The sequence below is a fragment of the Agrobacterium sp. K11 genome (assembly GCF_059429395.1).
The window spans coordinates 466,748-486,110 of sequence record NZ_JCAHRB010000004.1; the positions used below are offsets into that span (position 1 = coordinate 466,748).

The 19,363-nt window shown below is 60.4% G+C and carries 21 protein-coding genes; 6 read left to right on the top strand and 15 right to left on the bottom strand.

Annotated features, from left to right (window positions below):
* Positions 1-54: 54 nt before the first annotated feature.
* The 6 genes from AC5SEO_RS11930 (at position 55) to AC5SEO_RS11955 (ending at position 8,730) form a co-directional block, all read left to right on the top strand.
* Positions 55-930, top strand: a complete 876-nt coding sequence (locus AC5SEO_RS11930; RefSeq protein ID WP_038491990.1) for an ABC transporter permease — start codon at positions 55-57, stop codon at positions 928-930.
* A complete protein-coding gene (locus tag AC5SEO_RS11935) occupies positions 927-1,799 on the top strand; it encodes an ABC transporter permease (protein WP_003513877.1) in 873 nt (290 codons plus the stop codon). The genes AC5SEO_RS11930 and AC5SEO_RS11935 overlap by 4 nt, the downstream gene beginning before the upstream one ends.
* A gap of 21 nt (positions 1,800-1,820) precedes the next feature.
* Positions 1,821-2,813: an ABC transporter substrate-binding protein gene (locus AC5SEO_RS11940; RefSeq protein WP_003513879.1), complete on the top strand. Its 993-nt coding sequence runs from the start codon at positions 1,821-1,823 to the stop codon at positions 2,811-2,813.
* 365 nt (positions 2,814-3,178) lie between these two features.
* Positions 3,179-4,372 (top strand): efflux RND transporter periplasmic adaptor subunit, encoded by a 1,194-nt coding sequence (locus AC5SEO_RS11945; protein ID WP_112675524.1) that lies wholly within the window; start codon positions 3,179-3,181, stop codon positions 4,370-4,372.
* 13 nt (positions 4,373-4,385) lie between these two features.
* Positions 4,386-7,706, top strand: a complete 3,321-nt coding sequence (locus AC5SEO_RS11950; RefSeq protein ID WP_003513883.1) for an efflux RND transporter permease subunit — start codon at positions 4,386-4,388, stop codon at positions 7,704-7,706.
* 334 nt (positions 7,707-8,040) lie between these two features.
* Positions 8,041-8,730 carry a Crp/Fnr family transcriptional regulator gene (locus AC5SEO_RS11955; protein WP_019565122.1) on the top strand — a complete coding sequence of 230 codons (690 nt, stop codon included), beginning with the start codon at positions 8,041-8,043 and terminating at the stop codon, positions 8,728-8,730.
* A 74-nt stretch (positions 8,731-8,804) separates the two neighbouring features.
* Here AC5SEO_RS11955 and aidB read toward each other — a convergent pair whose 3' ends face one another.
* The 15 genes from aidB to AC5SEO_RS12030 all read right to left on the bottom strand — a co-directional run bounded on the left by aidB (position 8,805) and on the right by AC5SEO_RS12030 (position 19,195).
* Positions 8,805-9,629, bottom strand: a complete 825-nt coding sequence (gene aidB / locus AC5SEO_RS11960; RefSeq protein WP_174068583.1) for an AidB family quorum-quenching N-acyl homoserine lactonase — start codon at positions 9,627-9,629, stop codon at positions 8,805-8,807.
* 3 nt (positions 9,630-9,632) lie between these two features.
* Positions 9,633-10,244, bottom strand: a complete 612-nt coding sequence (gene ureG / locus AC5SEO_RS11965; RefSeq protein ID WP_013636707.1) for an urease accessory protein UreG — start codon at positions 10,242-10,244, stop codon at positions 9,633-9,635.
* A 106-nt stretch (positions 10,245-10,350) separates the two neighbouring features.
* Positions 10,351-11,022 (bottom strand): urease accessory protein UreF, encoded by a 672-nt coding sequence (locus AC5SEO_RS11970; RefSeq protein ID WP_174068584.1) that lies wholly within the window; start codon positions 11,020-11,022, stop codon positions 10,351-10,353.
* A gap of 3 nt (positions 11,023-11,025) precedes the next feature.
* On the bottom strand, positions 11,026-11,502 hold the full coding sequence (gene ureE / locus AC5SEO_RS11975; RefSeq protein ID WP_174068585.1) for an urease accessory protein UreE: 477 nt from the start codon (positions 11,500-11,502) through the stop codon (positions 11,026-11,028).
* A gap of 150 nt (positions 11,503-11,652) precedes the next feature.
* Positions 11,653-12,189 carry a peroxiredoxin gene (locus AC5SEO_RS11980; protein ID WP_003513894.1) on the bottom strand — a complete coding sequence of 179 codons (537 nt, stop codon included), beginning with the start codon at positions 12,187-12,189 and terminating at the stop codon, positions 11,653-11,655.
* A 168-nt stretch (positions 12,190-12,357) separates the two neighbouring features.
* Positions 12,358-13,026 carry a TIGR02117 family protein gene (locus AC5SEO_RS11985; RefSeq protein ID WP_162696504.1) on the bottom strand — a complete coding sequence of 223 codons (669 nt, stop codon included), beginning with the start codon at positions 13,024-13,026 and terminating at the stop codon, positions 12,358-12,360.
* Between the two features lie 9 nt (positions 13,027-13,035).
* A complete protein-coding gene (gene ureC, locus AC5SEO_RS11990; protein ID WP_013636712.1) occupies positions 13,036-14,745 on the bottom strand; it encodes an urease subunit alpha in 1,710 nt (569 codons plus the stop codon).
* A gap of 4 nt (positions 14,746-14,749) precedes the next feature.
* A complete protein-coding gene (locus AC5SEO_RS11995; protein ID WP_174068586.1) occupies positions 14,750-15,394 on the bottom strand; it encodes a glycosyltransferase family 29 protein in 645 nt (214 codons plus the stop codon).
* Between the two features lie 5 nt (positions 15,395-15,399).
* Positions 15,400-15,810, bottom strand: a complete 411-nt coding sequence (locus tag AC5SEO_RS12000) for a lysozyme inhibitor LprI family protein (RefSeq protein ID WP_003513903.1) — start codon at positions 15,808-15,810, stop codon at positions 15,400-15,402.
* Between the two features lie 9 nt (positions 15,811-15,819).
* Positions 15,820-16,176, bottom strand: coding sequence for a GFA family protein (locus AC5SEO_RS12005; protein WP_003513905.1), 357 nt, complete (start codon positions 16,174-16,176; stop codon positions 15,820-15,822).
* Between the two features lies 1 nt (position 16,177).
* Positions 16,178-16,483, bottom strand: a complete 306-nt coding sequence (locus AC5SEO_RS12010) for an urease subunit beta (protein ID WP_003491734.1) — start codon at positions 16,481-16,483, stop codon at positions 16,178-16,180.
* Positions 16,484-16,503: 20 nt separating this feature from the next.
* Positions 16,504-16,761, bottom strand: coding sequence for a DUF1272 domain-containing protein (locus AC5SEO_RS12015; RefSeq protein ID WP_013636714.1), 258 nt, complete (start codon positions 16,759-16,761; stop codon positions 16,504-16,506).
* 10 nt (positions 16,762-16,771) lie between these two features.
* The gene (locus AC5SEO_RS12020; protein WP_003513909.1) at positions 16,772-17,074 is read right to left on the bottom strand and encodes an urease subunit gamma; all 303 of its coding nucleotides are present in this window, start codon (positions 17,072-17,074) and stop codon (positions 16,772-16,774) included.
* 109 nt (positions 17,075-17,183) lie between these two features.
* Positions 17,184-18,035 (bottom strand): urease accessory protein UreD, encoded by an 852-nt coding sequence (locus AC5SEO_RS12025; RefSeq protein WP_162701115.1) that lies wholly within the window; start codon positions 18,033-18,035, stop codon positions 17,184-17,186.
* The gene (locus AC5SEO_RS12030; protein WP_019565111.1) at positions 17,942-19,195 is read right to left on the bottom strand and encodes a CE1 family esterase; all 1,254 of its coding nucleotides are present in this window, start codon (positions 19,193-19,195) and stop codon (positions 17,942-17,944) included. Before AC5SEO_RS12030 ends, AC5SEO_RS12025 begins: the two co-directional genes overlap by 94 nt.
* Between the last annotated feature and the right edge of the window lie 168 nt (positions 19,196-19,363).

Sequence of the window (19,363 nt, forward strand, 5' to 3'; positions counted from 1 at the left end):
GGAGATGTCCGGCAGGACAGAGGGGGGTAACTCCCATCAACCGAGGGCAACCCGATGACCCTCCTCCGCCACCGCGTCCTCCCCATCCTCACCGTCCTCCTCGCCATCCTCATCGTCTGGCACCTTTCCGTCATCTACCTCAACATGCCCTTCGTCCGCGATCAGGCAAACCGCGCCGGCCAGACGCCGAGCTTCATGGAGCTTCTGCCGCAAACCTTCGCACAGGAGCGCCCGGTTCTCCCCGCCCCGCACCAGATCATCGCGGAACTGTGGGACACCACCGTCAACAAGGCGATCACCTCCAAGCGCAGCCTCGTTTATCACGCGGGCGTCACGCTTTCGGCCACGCTCCTCGGTTTCGCCATCGGCGCGGTGCTCGGCATCCTGCTTGCCGTCGCCATCATCCACAATCGCGCCATGGATCGCTCGGTCATGCCGTGGATCATCGCCAGCCAGACCATCCCCATCCTTGCCGTCGCGCCGATGATCATCGTCGTCCTGAATTCCATCGGCATTTCCGGGCTTTTGCCCAAGGCGCTGATTTCCACCTATCTCTCGTTCTTCCCGATTGTCGTCGGCATGGTGAAGGGCCTCAGAAGCCCCGAAACCATCCAGCTGGACCTGATGCACACCTATAATGCCTCGCCCGCACAAATCTTCTGGAAGCTGCGCTGGCCGTCTGCCCTGCCCTATCTCTTCACCTCGCTGAAGATCGCCATCGCGATTGCGCTGGTCGGGGCCATCGTCGGCGAATTGCCGACGGGCGCTGTCGCCGGCCTCGGTGCGCGTCTGCTCTCCGGCTCCTATTACGGCCAGACCGTGCAGATATGGGCAGCGCTGTTCATGGCCGCCGGTGTGGCCGCCATTCTGGTCTCGATCATCGGCATCGCCCACGCTGCCGTCCTCAAGAGAATGGGAGCGCGGCCATGACAAATCCCGTCTGGTTTATTGGCGCAATCCTGTTCTGGCTTGCCGCCTGGGCCTCCAACGAATGGCTGGTGCGCCACACCTTCGCATCACAGTCGGCAAAGCGAATGAGCCGCATGGCCGTACCGCTTCTCTTCGGGCTGGCCATTCTCGCGCTTTGGGAAGGTGTGGTGCGCGGCTTCTCCGTCCCGCCCATCCTGCTGCCCGCCCCGAGCGCCATCCTCGCCCGCCTTCTCGGCTCGCTACCGATCCTCTGGGCGGATTTCCGCCAGACCTTCCTCAAATCGGTGCTGACAGGTTATGTGCTCGGCTGCGGCCTCGGTTTCATCGTTGCCATCCTCATCGATCGTTCGCCCTTCCTCCAGCGCGGGCTGCTGCCCATCGGCAATTTCGTCTCCGCCCTGCCGGTCGTCGGCATCGCTCCCATCATGGTCATGTGGTTCGGTTTCGACTGGCAGTCGAAAGTGGCTGTCGTCGTCATCATGACGTTTTTCCCGATGCTGGTGAATACGGTTCAAGGGCTTGCCGCCTCCAGCCACATGGAACGCGACCTGATGCGCACCTATGCCGCAGGCTGGGGGCAGACATTGCTGAAACTGCGCCTGCCCGCCGCCTGGCCCTTCATCTTCAACGCCCTGAAGATCAATTCCACACTGGCGCTGATCGGCGCCATCGTCGCGGAATTCTTCGGCACGCCCATCGTCGGCATGGGTTTTCGCATCTCGGCGGAAATGGGCCGCAGCAATGTCGATATGGTCTGGGCAGAAATTGCCGTGGCGGCGCTCGCAGGCTCAGGATTTTACGGTCTGGTGGCGCTCATCGAGCGCGCCGTCACCTTCTGGCATCCGTCCGTCCGTGGGGGACGAACGTAAATAACGAAAAAGGGAACAGCGATGAAAATGAAACTTGCCTCCATGCTTCTTGCCGGCGCGTCACTTCTGAGCGCATTTGAGGCTCAGGCCGCCGACAAGATCACCCTGCAGCTGAAATGGGTCACCCAGGCGCAGTTCGCCGGTTATTACGTCGCCAAGGACAAGGGCTTTTATGAAGCCGAAGGCCTCGATGTCGATATCAAGCCGGGCGGACCGGATATTGCGCCTGCGCAGGTTCTGGCCGGCGGTGGCGCGGATGTGATCGTCGACTGGATGCCATCGGCACTCGCCACCCGTGAAAAGGGCGTACCGCTCGTCAACATCGCCCAGCCGTTCAAAACGTCAGGCATGATGCTGACCTGCCTCAAGGAAACCGGCATTACCAAGCCGGAAGATTTCAAGGGCAAGACGCTCGGCGTCTGGTTCTTCGGCAATGAATATCCGTTCCTGTCGTGGATGGCGCACCTGAAAATCCCGACCACCGGCGGCGCGGATGGCGTCACCGTCCTCAAGCAGGGTTTCAACGTCGATCCGCTGCTGCAAAAGCAGGCCGCCTGCATTTCCACCATGACCTATAATGAATACTGGCAGGTCATTGATGCCGGCATCAAGCCGGAGGAACTCGTCACCTTCAAATATGAGGACGAAGGCGTCGCAACGCTGGAGGACGGGCTCTACGTTCTCGAAGACAAGCTGAAGGACGCCAAGTTCAAACAAGACATGGTCAAATTCGTCCGCGCTTCCATGAAGGGCTGGAAGTGGGCGGAAGAACACCCTGACGATGCAGCAGGTATCGTTCTTGAAAATGACGCCTCCGGCGCCCAGACCGAAAAGCACCAGAAGCGCATGATGGGCGAAGTCGCCAAGCTGACGGCAGGCTCGAAGGGTGCGCTGGACAAGGCGGATTACGAGCGCACCGTCAAGACGCTGCTCGGCGGCGGTTCCGATCCCGTCATCACCAAGGAGCCGACAGGCGCCTACACCACTGAAATCACCGATGCGGCGCTGAAATAGTCACGTCGAAGCCGAAAACATGGAAACGCGCGGCCATCGCCGCGCGTTTTTTTGCGCGTTGGTGACCCGTTTGATGAATTACAACACTCGGCCATATACAAAAATGTATATCAACCCTCGAGGCTATGCGGATTGATTTGTATAGCAACAACAATTAGAGTCCCCGCCAACAAGACTGCCGAATTTGATCTTGTAAAAAAGCACTAGGCAAAGGTGCTTAAGATTCGCGTTGAGGGGCGTTTGAATCGGGAGGATCGAGAAGGAAGTATTGTGATCCCTTGTTTCACATTCGTTGCCGCATGACCTTTTAAAACACGCCTTCAGGCTGAAGGACATGCGATCGAATATTGCGCGAGCCAAGACACATGCAGCATAAAGTCACGTTTAACCGCTTTGTTTTCCTTTTTCTTTCCGCAACGGCCCTGCCATTTTCGGCCGTGGCCGAGGGAGAAGTGCCGGAACCGGTCAAACAGCAGAACCTGCCTTCCATCATCGTCGCGCACGCCGCAACACGCGATCTCGTGGACCGCATCATCGCCACCGGCACCATCAGGCCCGTGGACGAAATTTATGTACAGCCGCTGGTCGACGGCCTGTCGATCGACGAACTGAACGTCGATATCGGCGACAGGGTCGAGGCGAATGCGGTTCTGGCCGTGCTTTCCTCGGACAGTCTTCTCCTGCAAAAAAGCCAGCTTGAGGCCAACAGGGCCAAGGCGCAGGCCGCCGTTGCGCAATCCAAGGCGCAGGTTCTGGAGGCTGAGGCCAACAAGGCCGATGCCCTTCGCCAGCGCGACCGCGCCGCCAAGCTCGGCCAGAGCGGTTCCGGTTCCGTCTCCGAGACGGAAAAGACCGAGGCCGCTGCCCAGGTTGCGCAGGCACGCCTTGATGCCGCCAAGCAGACCGTTTCCGCCGGAGAGGCAGACATCAAGGTCGTCGACGCGCAGATTGACGACATCAATCTGAAACTGACGCGCACGGGTGTGAAAACCCCCGTCACCGGCATCGTTTCCGCCAAGAATGCCAAGGTCGGCGCCATCGCCAGCGGCGCGGGAAACCCGCTTTTCACGATCATCAAGGACGGCGCGATCGAGCTTGTCGCCGATCTTTCCGAGACTGACATCCAGCGGGTGAAGGCCGGCCAGAAAGCTTTCTTGACGGTTGCCGGCGGAGCCAAAAAAATTGAGGGCAAGGTGCGTCTCGTTTCGCCGACCGTCGATCCGGCAACGCGCCTTGGTTCCGTGCATGTTGTGCTGCCGACGGACAGCCCGGCACGATCGGGCATGTATGCCAGCGCGGAGATCATCGTAAAAGAGACGAACGCGCTTGCCCTGCCGCTTTCGGCCGTCACCTCCGGGCGTGAAGGCTCGACCACCCGCAAGGTGGAAGGCGACATCGTCAAGCAGGTGAAGATCGAGACCGGCATTGAAGACAGCGGTTTCATCGAGATTGTCAGCGGACTTGCCGCTGGTGACAAGGTTGTCGAGAAAGCTGGAGCATTCGTGCGTGATGGTGACCGGATAAGACCGGTGGAAGCCCAGACGGCTGCGTCCAACTGACTGAGGGAATGAAATGAACTTCTCCGCATGGTCAATCCGTAACCCGATTGCGCCGCTTCTCGGCTTCGCGCTTTTGATGTTCCTCGGCATCCAGGCCTTCAACGCCCTGCCGATCACCCGTTTTCCGAATATCGACGTTCCCGTCGTTGCCGTCACCGTGACCCAGAGCGGCGCTTCGCCGTCCGAGCTGGAAATGCAGGTGACGAAGGAGATCGAAGACGCTGTCGCCGCCATTAGCGGCGTCGACGAAATCCAGTCGACCGTCACCGACGGACAATCCCTGACAACAGTCGTCTTCCGCATCGAAAAGCCGACGGAAGAGGCGGTTCAGGACGTCAAGGACGCTATCGACAAGATCCGCAGCGATCTGCCATCCGACATCGAAGTGCCTGTTGTCAGCAAGATCGACGTGGAAGGCCAGGCAATCCAGACCTTTGCCGTCTCCTCGCCCAACATGACGCTGGAAGAACTTTCCTGGTTCGTGGATGACACCATCAAGCGTTCGCTGCAGGGCAAGTCCGGCATCGGCAAGGTCGACCGTTACGGCGGCGCCGACCGCGAAGTGCGCGTTTCGCTCAGCCCCGAAAAGCTCGACGCCTACGGCATCACCGCAAGCGAAGTGAACGGCCAGCTGCGCGGCACCAATATCGACCTTGGCTCCGGCCGCGGCCAGGTTGGCGGTAACGAACAGACGATCCGCACGCTCGGCGACACCCGCGACGTCACCCAGCTTGCCAACACCACCATCGCGCTCTCCAATGGCCGTTTCGTAAAGCTCGCCGAACTCGGCACAGTCACGGACACCTATGAGGAGCAGAAGTCCTTCTCGCGCTTCAACGGCAACCCCGCCGTTACCTTTGCGGTGTTCCGCTCCAAGGGCGCCAGCGAGGTTTCGGTCGCCAAAACCGTGGCCGAAAGCCTCGATCAGGTCCGCAAGGACCATCCCGACGTCGCGATCCAGATGGTCGATGACGCCGTCTACTTCACCTATGGCAACTATACGGCAGCGCTCGATACGCTGATCGAAGGCGCGGTCCTCGCCGTCATCGTGGTTCTGCTGTTCCTCAGGAACTGGCGCGCTACCCTGATTGCCGCCGTGGCCCTGCCGCTCTCCGCGATCCCGACATTCTGGATCATGGACATCATGGGCTTCTCGCTCAACCTCGTCAGCTTCCTCGCATTGACGCTCGCCACGGGTATTCTCGTGGACGACGCCATCGTGGAAATCGAGAACATCGCCCGCCACATCAAGATGGGCAAGACGCCGTATCGCGCCTCGCTGGAAGCCGCAGACGAAATCGGCCTTGCCGTCATCGCCACCAGCTTCACCATCATCGCCGTCTTCGTACCCGTGTCGTTCATGCCAGGCATTCCCGGCCAGTACTTCATCCAGTTCGGTCTGACGGTCGCCTTCTCGGTGTTCTTCTCGCTGGCGGTCGCCCGTCTCATCACGCCCTTGATGGCCGCCTATCTGATGCGCGCCGAAGACGCGATGGACGACCATGCCGACAATGACGGCTGGCTGATGAAAGCCTATACGCGCATGGTTTCCGCCACCACCTCCAAATGGTGGGCGCGTTACCTGACGCTGGTCGGCGCCATCGGCTTCCTCATTGCTTCCGTCATGCTTCTAAGCCAGGTGCCGGGCAGCTTCCTGCCGCCGGACGACGCCTCGCGCGTAACGCTTTCGGTAGAACTGCCGCCCAATGCAACGCTGGACGAGACAGACCGGACGACGACCGAAATCTTCCACGCGATCCGCGATATCAACGGTGTGGAAAGCGTCTTCATCCTCGGCGGCGCCTCGCCCAAGGGCGATCTGGAGCTTCGCCGCGCCACCGTCAACGTCATTCTCCAGCATATCGACCATTCGCTGCTGAAAACCCTTGTCAACAAGGGTCTCGGCTCGCTTCCGCTTGTCGGCCAATATCTTCCGAAGATCGAGGAAAAGGGCCGTGTCCGTCCGCAGTGGGATGTGGAGCGGGATATCTTCGCCAAGGTCCACAGCATTCCGGATGTGCGCATCATCAAGCTGAACGACCGCGCGGAACGCGAACTGAGCTTCAACTTCCTCTCGTCCAACGAGAAGGATCTGAACGACGCCGTCGGCATTCTCGAAAGCCGCCTGCGCGCCTCGCCCATCCTTGCCAATGTCAGCTCGGAGGGAGCGCTTCCCCGTCCTGAACTGCAGATCCGCCCGCGCAAGGACGAGATCGCCCGCCTCGGAATCACGCCGCAGCAGATTTCGCAGACGGTGCGTGTCGCCACCATCGGTGACATCGACGCACAGTTGACGAAAATCTCGCTGGACGACCGGCAGATCCCGATCCGCGTGCAGGCATCCATCGATACCCGCCGTGACCTCGCCACCATCCGCGCGCTGAAGATCAAGACCGCATCCGGTTCGCTGGTGCCGCTCTACAGTGTTGCCGATATCGACTATTCGGAAGGTCCAAGCTCGATCAAGCGCAACGACCGCAACCGCGTCGTCTCCATCGGCTCCGATGTACCGTTCGGCACAGCGCTCGATACGTCTACGGCGGAGTTCAAGCGGATCGTTTCGGAAACCGAACTGCCGGCAAGCGTTCGCCTTGCCGAAAGCGGCGATGCCAAGGTACAGGGCGAAATGCAGCAGGGCTTCGTCAACGCCATGCTGCTCGGCCTGCTTCTGGTGCTTGTGGTGCTTATCCTTCTGTTCAAGGATATCATCCAGCCCTTCACCATCCTGTTCTCGCTGCCGCTCGCCATCGGCGGCGTGGCCGTGGCGCTCATCATCACGCAGAACGCGCTTTCCATGCCCGTTCTCATCGGCATTCTGATGCTGATGGGTATCGTGACAAAAAACGCCATCCTTCTGGTGGACTTCGCCATTGAAATGCGCCGGCACGGCATGGAACGGGTGCATGCCATGGTCGAGGCCGGCCGCAAGCGCGCCCGCCCGATCATCATGACCTCCATCGCCATGTCGGCGGGCATGTTGCCCTCGGCACTTGGCGTCGGCGAAGGCGGCTCCTTCCGCGCGCCGATGGCGATTGCGGTGATCGGTGGCATCATCGTCTCCACGGTGCTGTCCCTGATCGTGGTCCCCGCCTTCTTCCTGATCATGGATGACCTGTCGCGCCTGCTCGCCCACCTCTTCGGCCGCTTTGTCGGCAAGAAGGAAGAGGAGGAAGAGTCGCTCTCCAACGAAAAACTCTCGGAGATCGCCCGCGAAAACAGCCTGGCGCTCTCCTCGCTGGAAGCGCGCGTTGCCGGCATGGAAAAAGGCTCCGGTGAAAAATCCGGTGACAAGGGCAGCAATATATTGCGGTTGCCGCCGCTCGCTGCCGAGTGAAAGTTGAAACGCCGGGTCCAGCGCCCGGCGTTTCCTTTTGTGGTGAGTTTGCTTGGTCGCGACTGCGTTGCGGCTGGCTTCTTCTCCACGTCGGGGAGAAGAGATAGGCCGCACCTGCTCGCTCCACATTTCCCTGCTCCCCGCACAACAACGCCAAACCCATTTGATCGAAATCAATTCGCTTTTCAGGTGAACTGCTAATCTCCCTCGCATCGGGAATTGCCGGTCGAAGGATAATGCGATGAGCTCTTTTCAGATAGGCGTGAGGGAAAAGGAACATCCCCGGTTTCGTATCGCTTCGGACAACCCGGCAAAAGGTTTGAGCGGGAGCCGGATGGACGTGAACAAGACCGTAAAGCTGAGCAACAGGGACAGGAACATTCTGCTGCGCGTGCCCCTGATAGGGATTGCGGATGAAGCGGCGGCGTTGAAATTGATGGAGGCGGCGACCGTCACCAATCTCAATGCCCGCCATGTGCTCTTCAAGGAGGGCGAGGCAGCGCAATATTTCTACTGTGTGCTGTCGGGCTATGTCCGCCTTTACCGGCTGGACAGGCACGGGCGCGAGGCGGATGTGCGTGTCAGCGGTCCGGGCGATACCTTCAACGAATGCCTGATCTTCGGCAGCGACAGCTATCGTTACAGCGCGCAGGCGGCGGAAAGCTGCACCGTGGCGCGTTTCGAACTGGCAAGAATCCGCAGCCTTGTGGATCAGGAACCGGCAATCGCCAAGGCCGTGATGCGCTGCCTCTCCAACAGCCTGCTTGGCACCATGGATTGCATTGCCAACGACCGGCTGCAAACCGCGCCGCAACGCGTTGCCCATTACCTGATCAATCAGGGGCCGCGCGACGCTACGTCCTTTTCGCTGCGTCTGCCGTTCCAGAAAAGCCTGCTCGCCGGCAAGCTCGGCCTTGCACCGGAAGCGCTGTCGCGCGCTTTCTCCGCACTGAAAAAGGCGGGCGTCACCGTTCGCGGCCGCATCGTGCAGGTCAATGATGTCGCGGCGCTGAAGCAGATTTGAAGAAGTACCGGGGAGAGGAAGAGGACGGGACGCCTACGGGTATCCCGTCCTCTAATTTTTTGTCGAGCAGCATATCAGACCGGCTGCGGCACGAAGCGGAAGCGATCGCCCTCTCGCTCGACGCGGAAAAACCCGCCAAGATGGCCGCCGGAAACCAGCCAGCCGTGATCGGCAACCTGGGTCAGCGCATCGAGACGTGTCGAATAGGCAGTTTCGGAATCGATATCATAGACGAAACCGATACCCGGATCGTCCGCCTGCAACGCGCTCACATGCAGCACATCGCCCCACAATAACAGCCGGTCACCGCCATTGCCGATGAGATAGCCGGTATGGCCAGGCGTATGGCCGGGCATGGCGATGGCTTCCATACCCTCGGCAATCCTGCCAGTTGGGATTGGCCGCAGCATGGCCCCACAAATGTCGAGCAGCCGGGCGGCAATATCGAAGGCGCCCTGCCTCGCAGCCGGCAATGTCTTGCGCGCATCCTCGCTGGTGAAAAAAGCAAGATCGGCCTCGGGCACCCATATGTCCGCATTGGGAAAATAAGGCCGGTCGCCGTCGATAAGTCCCAGCGCATGGTCGCCGTGAATATGGGTGAGGATAACTCGGCTGACATCATCAGGCTGGATCCCAGCGGCAATCATCCCCGCACGGGCATGGCCGTAGGTCGGCCCCCAGGCCGTGCCGCAACCGGTGTCTATCAGCGAAATACCATCAGGCCCCGACAGCACAAAACAGTTGACGTCCATATCCACCGTTTCGCCCTCATGCCCGGCAAGCGCCGCCGCCAGCGCATCCGCGCCCTGTCGGTGGATGAGGTGGCCAACAGGCGCCTTGTAGACACCATCGACAAAACGGGAAACGTCATAGGGACCAAAACGGAGGGGCGTGGTCATATCTCAGAGACCGCCCTGCTCTTTCAGGAAACCGACGATGCGATCGACACCCTCGCCGCGCTTCATGTCGGTAAAGACGAAAGGCATGGCATTGCGCATGCGGGTGGCGTCACTGTCCATCACCGTCAGATCAGCGCCGACATAAGGGGCAAGGTCTTTCTTGTTGATGACCAGCAGGTCCGAGCGGGTGATGCCCGGCCCGCCCTTGCGCGGAATTTCCTCGCCCTGACAAACGGAGATCACATAGATGGTAATATCGGCAAGATCGGGCGAGAAAGTCGCCGCAAGATTGTCGCCACCGGATTCGATGAAGACAACATCGAGATCGGGAAAGCGCGCATTGAGACCGGCAATCGCCTGCAGATTGATCGTCGCATCCTCACGGATGGCGGTATGCGGACATCCGCCCGTCTCCACTCCAACGATACGCTCGGACGGCAGCGCCTGCATGCGCACCAGCGCTTCCGCATCCTCCTTGGTGTAGATATCGTTGGTAACGACGGCGACGGAGTAATCGGCGCTCATAGCCTTGCAAAGTTTTTCCGTCAGCGCGGTCTTGCCGGAACCGACCGGCCCGCCAATGCCGACGCGCAGCGGACCGTTGCCCGATTTCATGCCCGATGTCACAACCATGTTCCCTTCAATATGCTTTGATGTTGTCCCAACATAACGCTTCGCACGACCGCTTCAAGGGCGGCAATGCTGCATTGCGGCGAGATATTCAGGAGCGGAAAAGCCGCGTTCCCTGCATCTCGTGCCGCATGGTCGCGGTGTCGGCGATAACAGTGGCGCTGCCGAGATCGTCGAGCGTGGATTGCACGGCCCGTGCCGCCATTTCGCCGATTGTCGCCTCGCTTGCGGCGAGAATGGCAACGCCATCCTTCTGCCCCGCGACGCCGAGGCGGATACCGGCGGAGACGATCTGCGAGACACCGGCATGCAGGAATGCGGCAACCGTTTCCCGAAGCGGCACGCCATGCCCTCCCGCCACCGCACCTATAGCAACAGGATAAGGAACCTCTTTCGGCAACAGCTCAAGAACCGCGTGCGGCCAGGCGCCGGCGGCGGCAACGAAGGCATCACCGAGGAGCACCGTCTCGCGGTAGCGCTCTGCAGAACCGGCGAGCGCGCGAGCCAGATCCGCCGCTTCACTCAGGGCGACGGCGTCCGTTCCATTACGCCAGGCATCAGCCAGAAATACCGCATCGTTCCACAGACTGCCGGAACGCAGAAGCACCTCCACCCAGCCGTAAAGGCCGGCGGCATCACTGACGCGCCGGTCCTCCACCGCCTTTTCAAGGCCGCCAGAATAGGAAAAGCCGCCGACAGGAAAGGCCGGCGACATCCAGGCCATGAGCCGCAGCAGCGCGGCAACGCCGCGATCTTCGCTCATGCCTCAGCCATGGTCATGCCCGTGACCGTGACCGTGGGAATGGCCGCCATGGGCGTGGTAAGCACCGCGCGCCGGCTGGAAAGGTTCTTCCACATCACGCACTGTTGCGCCAAGACCTTCCAGCATGGCGCGGATCACGTGGTCACGCAGGATGAGAATACGCTCCTCCTCGATCTGCGCCGAAAGGTGCCGGTTGCCCAGATGCCAGGCAAGCTCGATCAGGTGAAGACGGTCCTTCGCCTTGATTTCGAACAGCTTTTCGTCCGCAGCGCGAACCTCCACCAGATCACCGTTCTCCACCACCAGCAGGTCGCCATGGGCAAACAGCACGGCTTCCTTCAAATCCAACATCACCATCTCGTCATTCTGCAAATGCAGAAGTTTGCGGCGCAGATGCCGCTGGTCATGCGCGAGAGTGACATAACCGGAAGGTTCGTCGGCTGGAGTTCCGGCGGGGTGATAGGACGTGACGCGCAGCATGGGATGATCCATTTCAGAAACAGTCTTGGGGTTCCGATTGTTGACGGATAGCCCGGCCGATTTCAAGGCGTGTTTTCAGGTCGAACGCGTCTCGGAAAACGAAAAAGCCCGGCATCGCTGCCGGGCCTTGTCAAAAAAAGCAAACCGCAATCAGGCCGCAGCGCGGCTCTTCAGGTTTTCCAGAATGTTCTGCGGCGAGGAAACGCCGTAAGGGTCGGTATCGCTATTGTCGCAATAGCCCTCTTCCTCGAACCACTGCTCCACCATACCGTCATTGATGACGGCGGCGTAACGCCAGGAGCGCATGCCGAAACCGAGATTGTCCTTGGCGACCAGCATGCCCATCTTGCGGGTGAACTCGCCCGAACCGTCAGGAATGACCTTGACGTTTTCGAGGTTCTGGCCTTTTGCCCAGGCGTTCATCACGAAGGCATCGTTGACCGACAGGCAATAGATTTCATCGACGCCGAGCGCGCGGAATTCGCCCGCGAGCTTTTCGAAATCGGGAAGCTGGTAGGTCGAGCAAGTCGGCGTGAAAGCGCCGGGCAACGAGAAGAGAACGACCTTTTTGCCCTTGAAGTAATCGTCGGAGGTCATGTCCTGCCAACGGAAAGGGTTGGGGCCACCAACGGCCTCGTCGCGAACACGCGTGCGGAAGGTAACGGCGGGCACTTTTTTGCCGAGCATGTCTTGTCTCCTGATCTGTCTTCAATTTTCTGGCGTTTTGCACGGATCGCTTGGGACCGATCCGCACGGAATTCTTTTGCCGTTTCTTTAGCGCAAGATGCGCTGCGGTGCAGCATAAAAATCGGATTACCAGACGTCAAATCAACGAAACGTCGCACCGCGGTAAGATCAATTGTGCAGCGCTACCGACCAGCGCAACAGTGGCGGCAACGGTGTCCACCAGCCGGTGCGAATGCCGGCTTGCCGCAGCATGGCGGCAGACCACGTGTTGCAGCCGGCCAGCGCATTGAACCAGCCATTCGCCTCGAAAAATCCATCCGTCAGGCTGTAGGAAGCACCGGGTATAAGCTGAACTTTGCCATTGTCCCGCAGGAAGCTCGCACGAATGCCCGCCACAAGTCGCTGATATCCCGCTTCGGAAATGCGAAGGCGCTTCACCCCGGCAAGGTCGGCGGGAAAATCCCCAGTCACATCCACATGCATCACCGACTGGTCGAGTGTCAGAGAGCGCACGACTGGCATCGGCTTCAGGTCGGCCCATGTCGGCGTCTGTATGTAAAACGACCGGCCACCCCAGCCGAACACCAGATAGGCAGCAGCCGGATGGTTGACCGCGATACCGCCCTCCTGCAATTCGGAAAAGACCCGCCGCAGATCGTCATCAACAGGCAGGGCGATATCGGTATGGATCGGGTTGGATAACAGCAATATCTCGCGATCCCTCACGCCGCTTGTTTCATCGGCAAAAAAGGGTCGAGGCACGACGGTGCCGAGTACAAGAAGCAGGATGATCAGCAGCAGGCCACCGCCGATCCACCTTGTGATAAATCTCACCACGAAACGCCGTTAAAACAGGAAATAACGCTGCGCCATCGGCAGCACCGTCGCCGGTTCACAGGTCAGAAGCTCGCCATCGGCGCGCACCTCATACGTTTCCGGGTCAACCTCGATATGCGGGGTCAGCGAATTGTGGATCATCGAGGCCTTGGAAATGCCGCCGCGCACGTTCTTCACCGCCATCAGCTTCTTGGCAACACCAAGACGCCCTGCAAGGCCGGCATCCAGCGACGCCTGACTGACAAATGTAACCGAGGAATTGGTGCGCAGCTTGCCATAGGCGGCAAACATCGGGCGGTAATGCATCGGCTGCGGCGTGGGAATGGAGGCATTCGGATCGCCCATCGGTGCCGCGGCGATGGAACCGCCGAGCAACACCATTTCCGGCTTCACGCCGAAGAATGCCGGGTTCCACAACACCAGATCGGCACGCTTGCCGACTTCGATGGAGCCGATCTCATGGCTGACGCCCTGCGCGATGGCCGGGTTGATGGTATATTTGGCGATGTAACGGCGGACGCGGAAATTGTCGTTTTCGCCGGTCTCTTCCTTCAGACGGCCGCGTTGGCGCTTCATCTTGTCAGCTGTCTGCCAGGTGCGGATCGCCACTTCACCGACACGGCCCATGGCCTGGCTGTCGGAGGAAATGATCGAGAACGCGCCGATATCGTGGAGAATATCCTCCGCCGCGATGGTTTCCTTGCGGATGCGGCTTTCGGCGAACGCGATATCCTCAGGGATGGACGACGACAGGTGGTGGCACACCATCAGCATATCCAGATGTTCGGCCAGCGTATTGATGGTGTAGGGCCGCGTCGGGTTGGTGGAAGACGGGATGACGTTCGGATTGCCGCAGACCTTGATGATATCAGGCGCATGGCCGCCGCCTGCCCCTTCGGTGTGGAAGGCATGGATGGTGCGGCCCTTGATGGCGGCAACCGTGTCTTCCACGAAACCGCTCTCGTTCAGCGTATCGGTGTGGATCATCACCTGCACGTCATATTCGTCAGCCACCGTCAGGCAATTGTCGATGGCGGCGGGCGTCGTGCCCCAGTCCTCGTGCAACTTCAGCGATGAGGCACCGGCAAGGATCATCTCTTCCAGCGGCGCGGGCAACGAAGCATTGCCCTTGCCCGCCAATGCGAGGTTCATCGGGAAAGCATCGAAGCTCTCGATCATCCGCTCGATGTGCCACGCGCCGGTGCAGGTGGTGGCAAGCGTACCATGAGCGGGGCCGGAACCGCCGCCCAGCATGCAGGTAACGCCGCTCATCAGCGCTTCTTCGATCTGCTGCGGGCAGATGAAGTGGATATGTGCATCCATGCCACCGGCAGTCAGAATCTTGCCTTCGCCGGCAATCGCCTCTGTCGAAGGGCCGACAATGATTGTCACGCCCGGCTGCGTATCGGGGTTGCCCGCCTTGCCGATGGCGTGGATGCGCCCGTTCTTCAGACCCACATCCGCTTTGTAGATGCCGCTATGGTCGACGATGACGACGTTGGTGATGACGGTGTCGACAGCGCCTTCGGCCCGCGTCGCCTGGCTCTGGCCCATGCCGTCGCGAATGACCTTGCCACCGCCGAATTTCACTTCCTCGCCATAGGTCGTGTAGTCCTTCTCGATCTCGATGAAGAGTTCGGTATCGGCAAGACGCACCTTGTCGCCGACGGTCGGGCCGAACATGCCGGCATAGGCGGCGCGGGAAATCTTGTAAGGCATGGGTTCAGGCTCCTTCGGACACGGAGAAAATCGATATGGGAGAAATTCGTGTCAGCCGGCCCTCGTGTGTGAGGGCCTCTACAAGCTGTTTTTCGGCGGCAAACGGATGCCCGTTCCAGCCGTGATGACCAAAGCCCGCAATCGCCACCTCGTCATCGCCGCCGCTCACGGTCTCCAGAACATGGGCGATGGCAAGAAGCCCGGTGCTCGGGCAGACGTAAGGGGCCGGCGCATAGACCTGCAATGCGTGATCAAGCCGCTCATGCACCCCGCCCGGAATGACGAGGTGGCTCTTGCCGGTCTCTTCGGCTAATGCTGCGAAACCGGCGGTATAATCGGCACAAAAATCGGTCAGTTCGGGCCAGCGAGCGCGGATATCCGGCTCCATCTGCGAAAATTTCGCGGGATCGCGCACCGACCAGACGGCGGAAGCCTGCTGCACCCCCTCATTGTCGCGCCACGCGGCCCCTTCGCTCATCTCGCGGCCGGGCCGGCCGGTGTTGCAAACGGCCACCACATCCGTGCGGCTGCCGCCAGCGCCCAGCGAACGGCAATCGTTGAAGCGGATGACAATGTCGGAAAGGTCGATGAGATCAGCCACGCCCTGCGGCATTTCTCCGTTTCCGACAATCATGATCCGCCGCCCCATACCGTTCAGAAACCTTCGGACAACTGGCGCAATTCATCAGCGCGCTTGTTGCTCATATCGGCCAGGCATGAGGAAACCAGCATCGGCTCCATCGTGCCGCCACGCGCCTGAAACCCGAAGGCATCACAATTGGCATCGCGAAACGCCACCCACGCACGCTGGGCGGCAACCAATGCATCCACGGCACCCTTGCCGCTCTCGTCTGCCGTCTTGTCACGCTCGGCAAGCTGCTTGCGGACCTTCTGGTAGGCGGCGTTCAACTGCTTGTCGGCCTTTTCGTAATCCTTGCCGGCGCAGATTGTCATATCGGCCTGCGTTTGCGGCGAGGTGCAATCGGGCGCGTCGTCGGCAAATGCGGAAGACGCCGCAAGAGACAGCAGGACAGCCGCACCGAAACAGAATTTTTTCAAAGTCATGGCCATCACTCAGGCAGCCGCGCCATCGAAAGCCTGCGGCTTCAGCGCACGCGGATCGACACCATCAAGGCAATTGGTATTCACCGCCACCATCGGCGTCCCATCCGGCCCATCGGCATAGGCAAAACTCTCAATGCCGCAGGTGGAGCAGAACAGATGATGGATCTTGTGCTTGTTGAAGAGATATTCCGTCAGCTTGTCGTCGCCGGAAAGCAGGGTGAATTTTTCGCGAGGCGCAAAGGCAAGCGTCGAGCCCAAGCGCTTGCAGCGCGAGCAATTGCACACGACCGTGTGGTCGAGATCGGCGTCGACCTCGAAGCTCACGTCGCCGCATTGGCAACTTCCGTGATAATGTGCCGTCGCCATCTCATAACCTCCCCATGATCTGTTGACGAAACCCGTAAACCTCACGCTTGCCGGAAAGCGGCACCAGCGTCACTTCCCGCTTCTGGCCGGGTTCAAAACGAACCGCAGTGCCAGCCGGAATGTCGAGGCGCATGCCGCGCACCTTATCGCGGTCGAAGACAAGACCCGCATTGGTCTCGAAGAAATGGTAATGGCTGCCCACCTGAACCGGCCGGTCACCGGTATTGGCAACCTCGATCGTCACCGTCGGCTGGCCGGCATTGAGTTCGATGGTGCCCTCTGCGGCAATGATTTCGCCTGGTTTCATGGTGCTCCCCTTTGTCTCTCTCAAGCAGCGGTGGCTGCCGCGCAGCCTTCAGCCTTCAGCACCCGTGTCGTCGATGCCGGATTGTTGACTAGTTTGGCCGCCGGGCGGATGGGCCTGCGAACCAGCTCGCCGCCGCAATTCGGGCAGGCGCCTTTGAGCACATCGGTCGCGCAATCGGCGCAAAAGGTGCACTCGAACGAGCAGATCATCGCATCCCGACTGTCGGGGGCAAGATCACGGTCGCAGCATTCGCAATTGGGCCGAAGCTCCAGCGCCATATCGTCCCCCTCAGCGTATAGGTTCGTGAACGGTCACAAGCTTGGTGCCGTCGGGAAATGTTGCTTCCACCTGCACATCATGGATCATGTCGGCGATGCCTTCCATAACCTGATCTCGGGAAATGACATGCGCGCCGGCTTCCATCAGGTCGGCCACCGCGCGACCATCGCGGGCGCCCTCGACAACGAAATCGGTAATCAGCGCAATCGCTTCCGGGTAATTCAGCTTCACGCCACGCTCCAGCCGGCGGCGCGCCACCATGGCGGCCATGGAAATCAGCAGCTTGTCTTTTTCTCTCGGAGTAAGGTTCATCGTCGTCCCGCAGCTTTCGCACCTGCCCCGCAAAACACAGTGTTTCGGGGGCTGATCCGACTTGTTTGACAGACCCCGGAAGGTCGCCTGTCGCGGGCGATCCGGAGCTTTACAGATTCCAGACTTTCGGCACTGGCGCGCCGTTTCGCAAGAGCGAAATGATCGGAAAAAGTATTTTTCTAAGGGAGAAACCGTCGGCGGCGGACACGCGCACGACAAGCTTGCCCTGCCATTCGCTGGCGCCGCCGCTTTCCCCGGCAATAGCCCGGATTTTAGGCAAAAGCGCCTCGGCCAGTGGCCCGATATAAAGAAGCGTGGCAAAGGCCACCTGCCCGGCAAGCACCGCCGGTTTTGCAGTCAGCTCCGCCACTTCACCCGCAAGCAGCAGCTCTTCGGCATGTACCAGCCGGCCGCCATGGCGAATGCGCCATCGATCCCGGAACAGGCCATGCTGCATCGCTTCGCCCATGGCCTGACGCCCGAGCAGCACGGCTTCGACGGCGATGAATTCGGAGGTTACGTCGAGATCGGCTTCCAGCCTGCGGGTCAGCGACGCGCGGTCGAAAAGAATGGTTTCCTGCGGCAGCCAGTGCAACCGGGCGCCCGGCCCTGCGGAAACGCGGGCGGTGACGGTGGCGGTTCCGGAGGATGCCTTGTAGACCTTCTCGCAGGCCTGCGTCGTCACCACCAGCGAGGTGCCGGCTCCGGCAACAGCCTGCCATTCCATTTCATCTCCGCCGGTCAATCCGCCGGAGGAGTTGATGAGGATGGCCTCGATCTCGTTGGAAAACGTATCCGGCAGGCGGATCTTGGCGCAACCTTCCTGGAACAATTGGTCCAGCCGGCTGCGCCCTTCGACAGCCTTGGTTACAATGCGTCCTCTGCCACGGGCGCGCTGCTGCCGGGCAGGTTCGCCGTCTTCGAGACCGGAAGGGCGGATGGCTTGCTGTTCTGGCTGCACGCGGTCTCCGAAACGGTTGCGGAAGCGGACCCGGCCTTGGCGCCGCAATCTTTTTTGACGACGGCATCCACCACCATCTGTCCTTCCGTGTTGCGGAAGAAATCCCACATTCTTTCCGCCGCATCAACCGTGCGCGTCACTTCGCCTGTGGGCATCTTGCGCTCCACGGCGGGTTCCGCCTTCGGCGTCTGCTCGCCACCCGGCTTGCGGGTAAGGACCGCCGACGCTGCCAGCACTTCCGCCTTCATGGTGGCGCGCGGCCAGGCATGGTCCCAATTGTCAATGACATAGGACTGGATACGTGCCCCGCCCTTGCAGACGTCATAGGAATTGACGGTGAAGCTCTCGCCCGGTCTGGTTTTCGCGCCGCCCTTGCAGCCGTCCATTTCCGCCCAGCGTTTCAGCGCCGTCTCGCCGCCATATTGCCAGTAGGACTTGCCACCACCCTGATAGGGATTGGCCGGATCCTTCAGACCCGCAAAGGCGATGATCGACATCGGCCGCGCCGGCTTGCAGCTTGCCGCATCCGGTCCCCATTTGCCCTCGGTCTCCAGCGGATAACCCGCGCGCAACGATGCAACGAAGCCGGCAGCGGTGAAATCCGCGCTACCATTGCAGATGAATTGCGACAGCATGCGCCCGCCGCCGGAATAACCGGAACCGTAAAAGCGCTCCTCATCCACGCAGAACTTGCCTTTCACCATGGCAATTGCATCGCGAATGAAGCTCACCTCATCCAGCCCGCCGGGACGGGTGGTAACACCAGGAACATTCCAGGCATGGGTGCCGGGCAATTCGCCATTGAGGCTGCCCGCCAGCGCCACCACCATCAGGCCGTCGCGCTCGGCAAGCTTGTCCCAGCCGCTGCGGTTCAGCTGTCCGTGCGGATTGCTGTTGGAGCCGTGGAAATCGAACACCACAGGCACCGGTTTTTTTCCGTCATAGGCGGATGGAACGAAATAAACGCCTTCGCGTTTCTGACCACTGGAGAGAATGGAAAAATCATGCCTGCCCGGTTCCACGCCGGGTTGAGCAAGCTGACCGCAGGTCGAGGCCGACGCTGCGACACTCGCGCTCGCGCAGATCGCAAGACCCAGAAACAGGGTGCGGGCGGAGCGGAACAGCCGGGCAGCCCGGCCAAGGGCAAAGTCTTGATGCATTGACACGCCTTTATTGGGCACGGTTTCCCCGACGATACGTCGGACGCGCGTGGAATGTAAGGGATCAACTGTCGCGGCGTGCGAATAGACTTCGTCTGTGTCTCGCATGCAGCATTTCCGCTGCCAATATCACAGGCGTTTATTCAATGAAATGCTAAAATTGCGCAT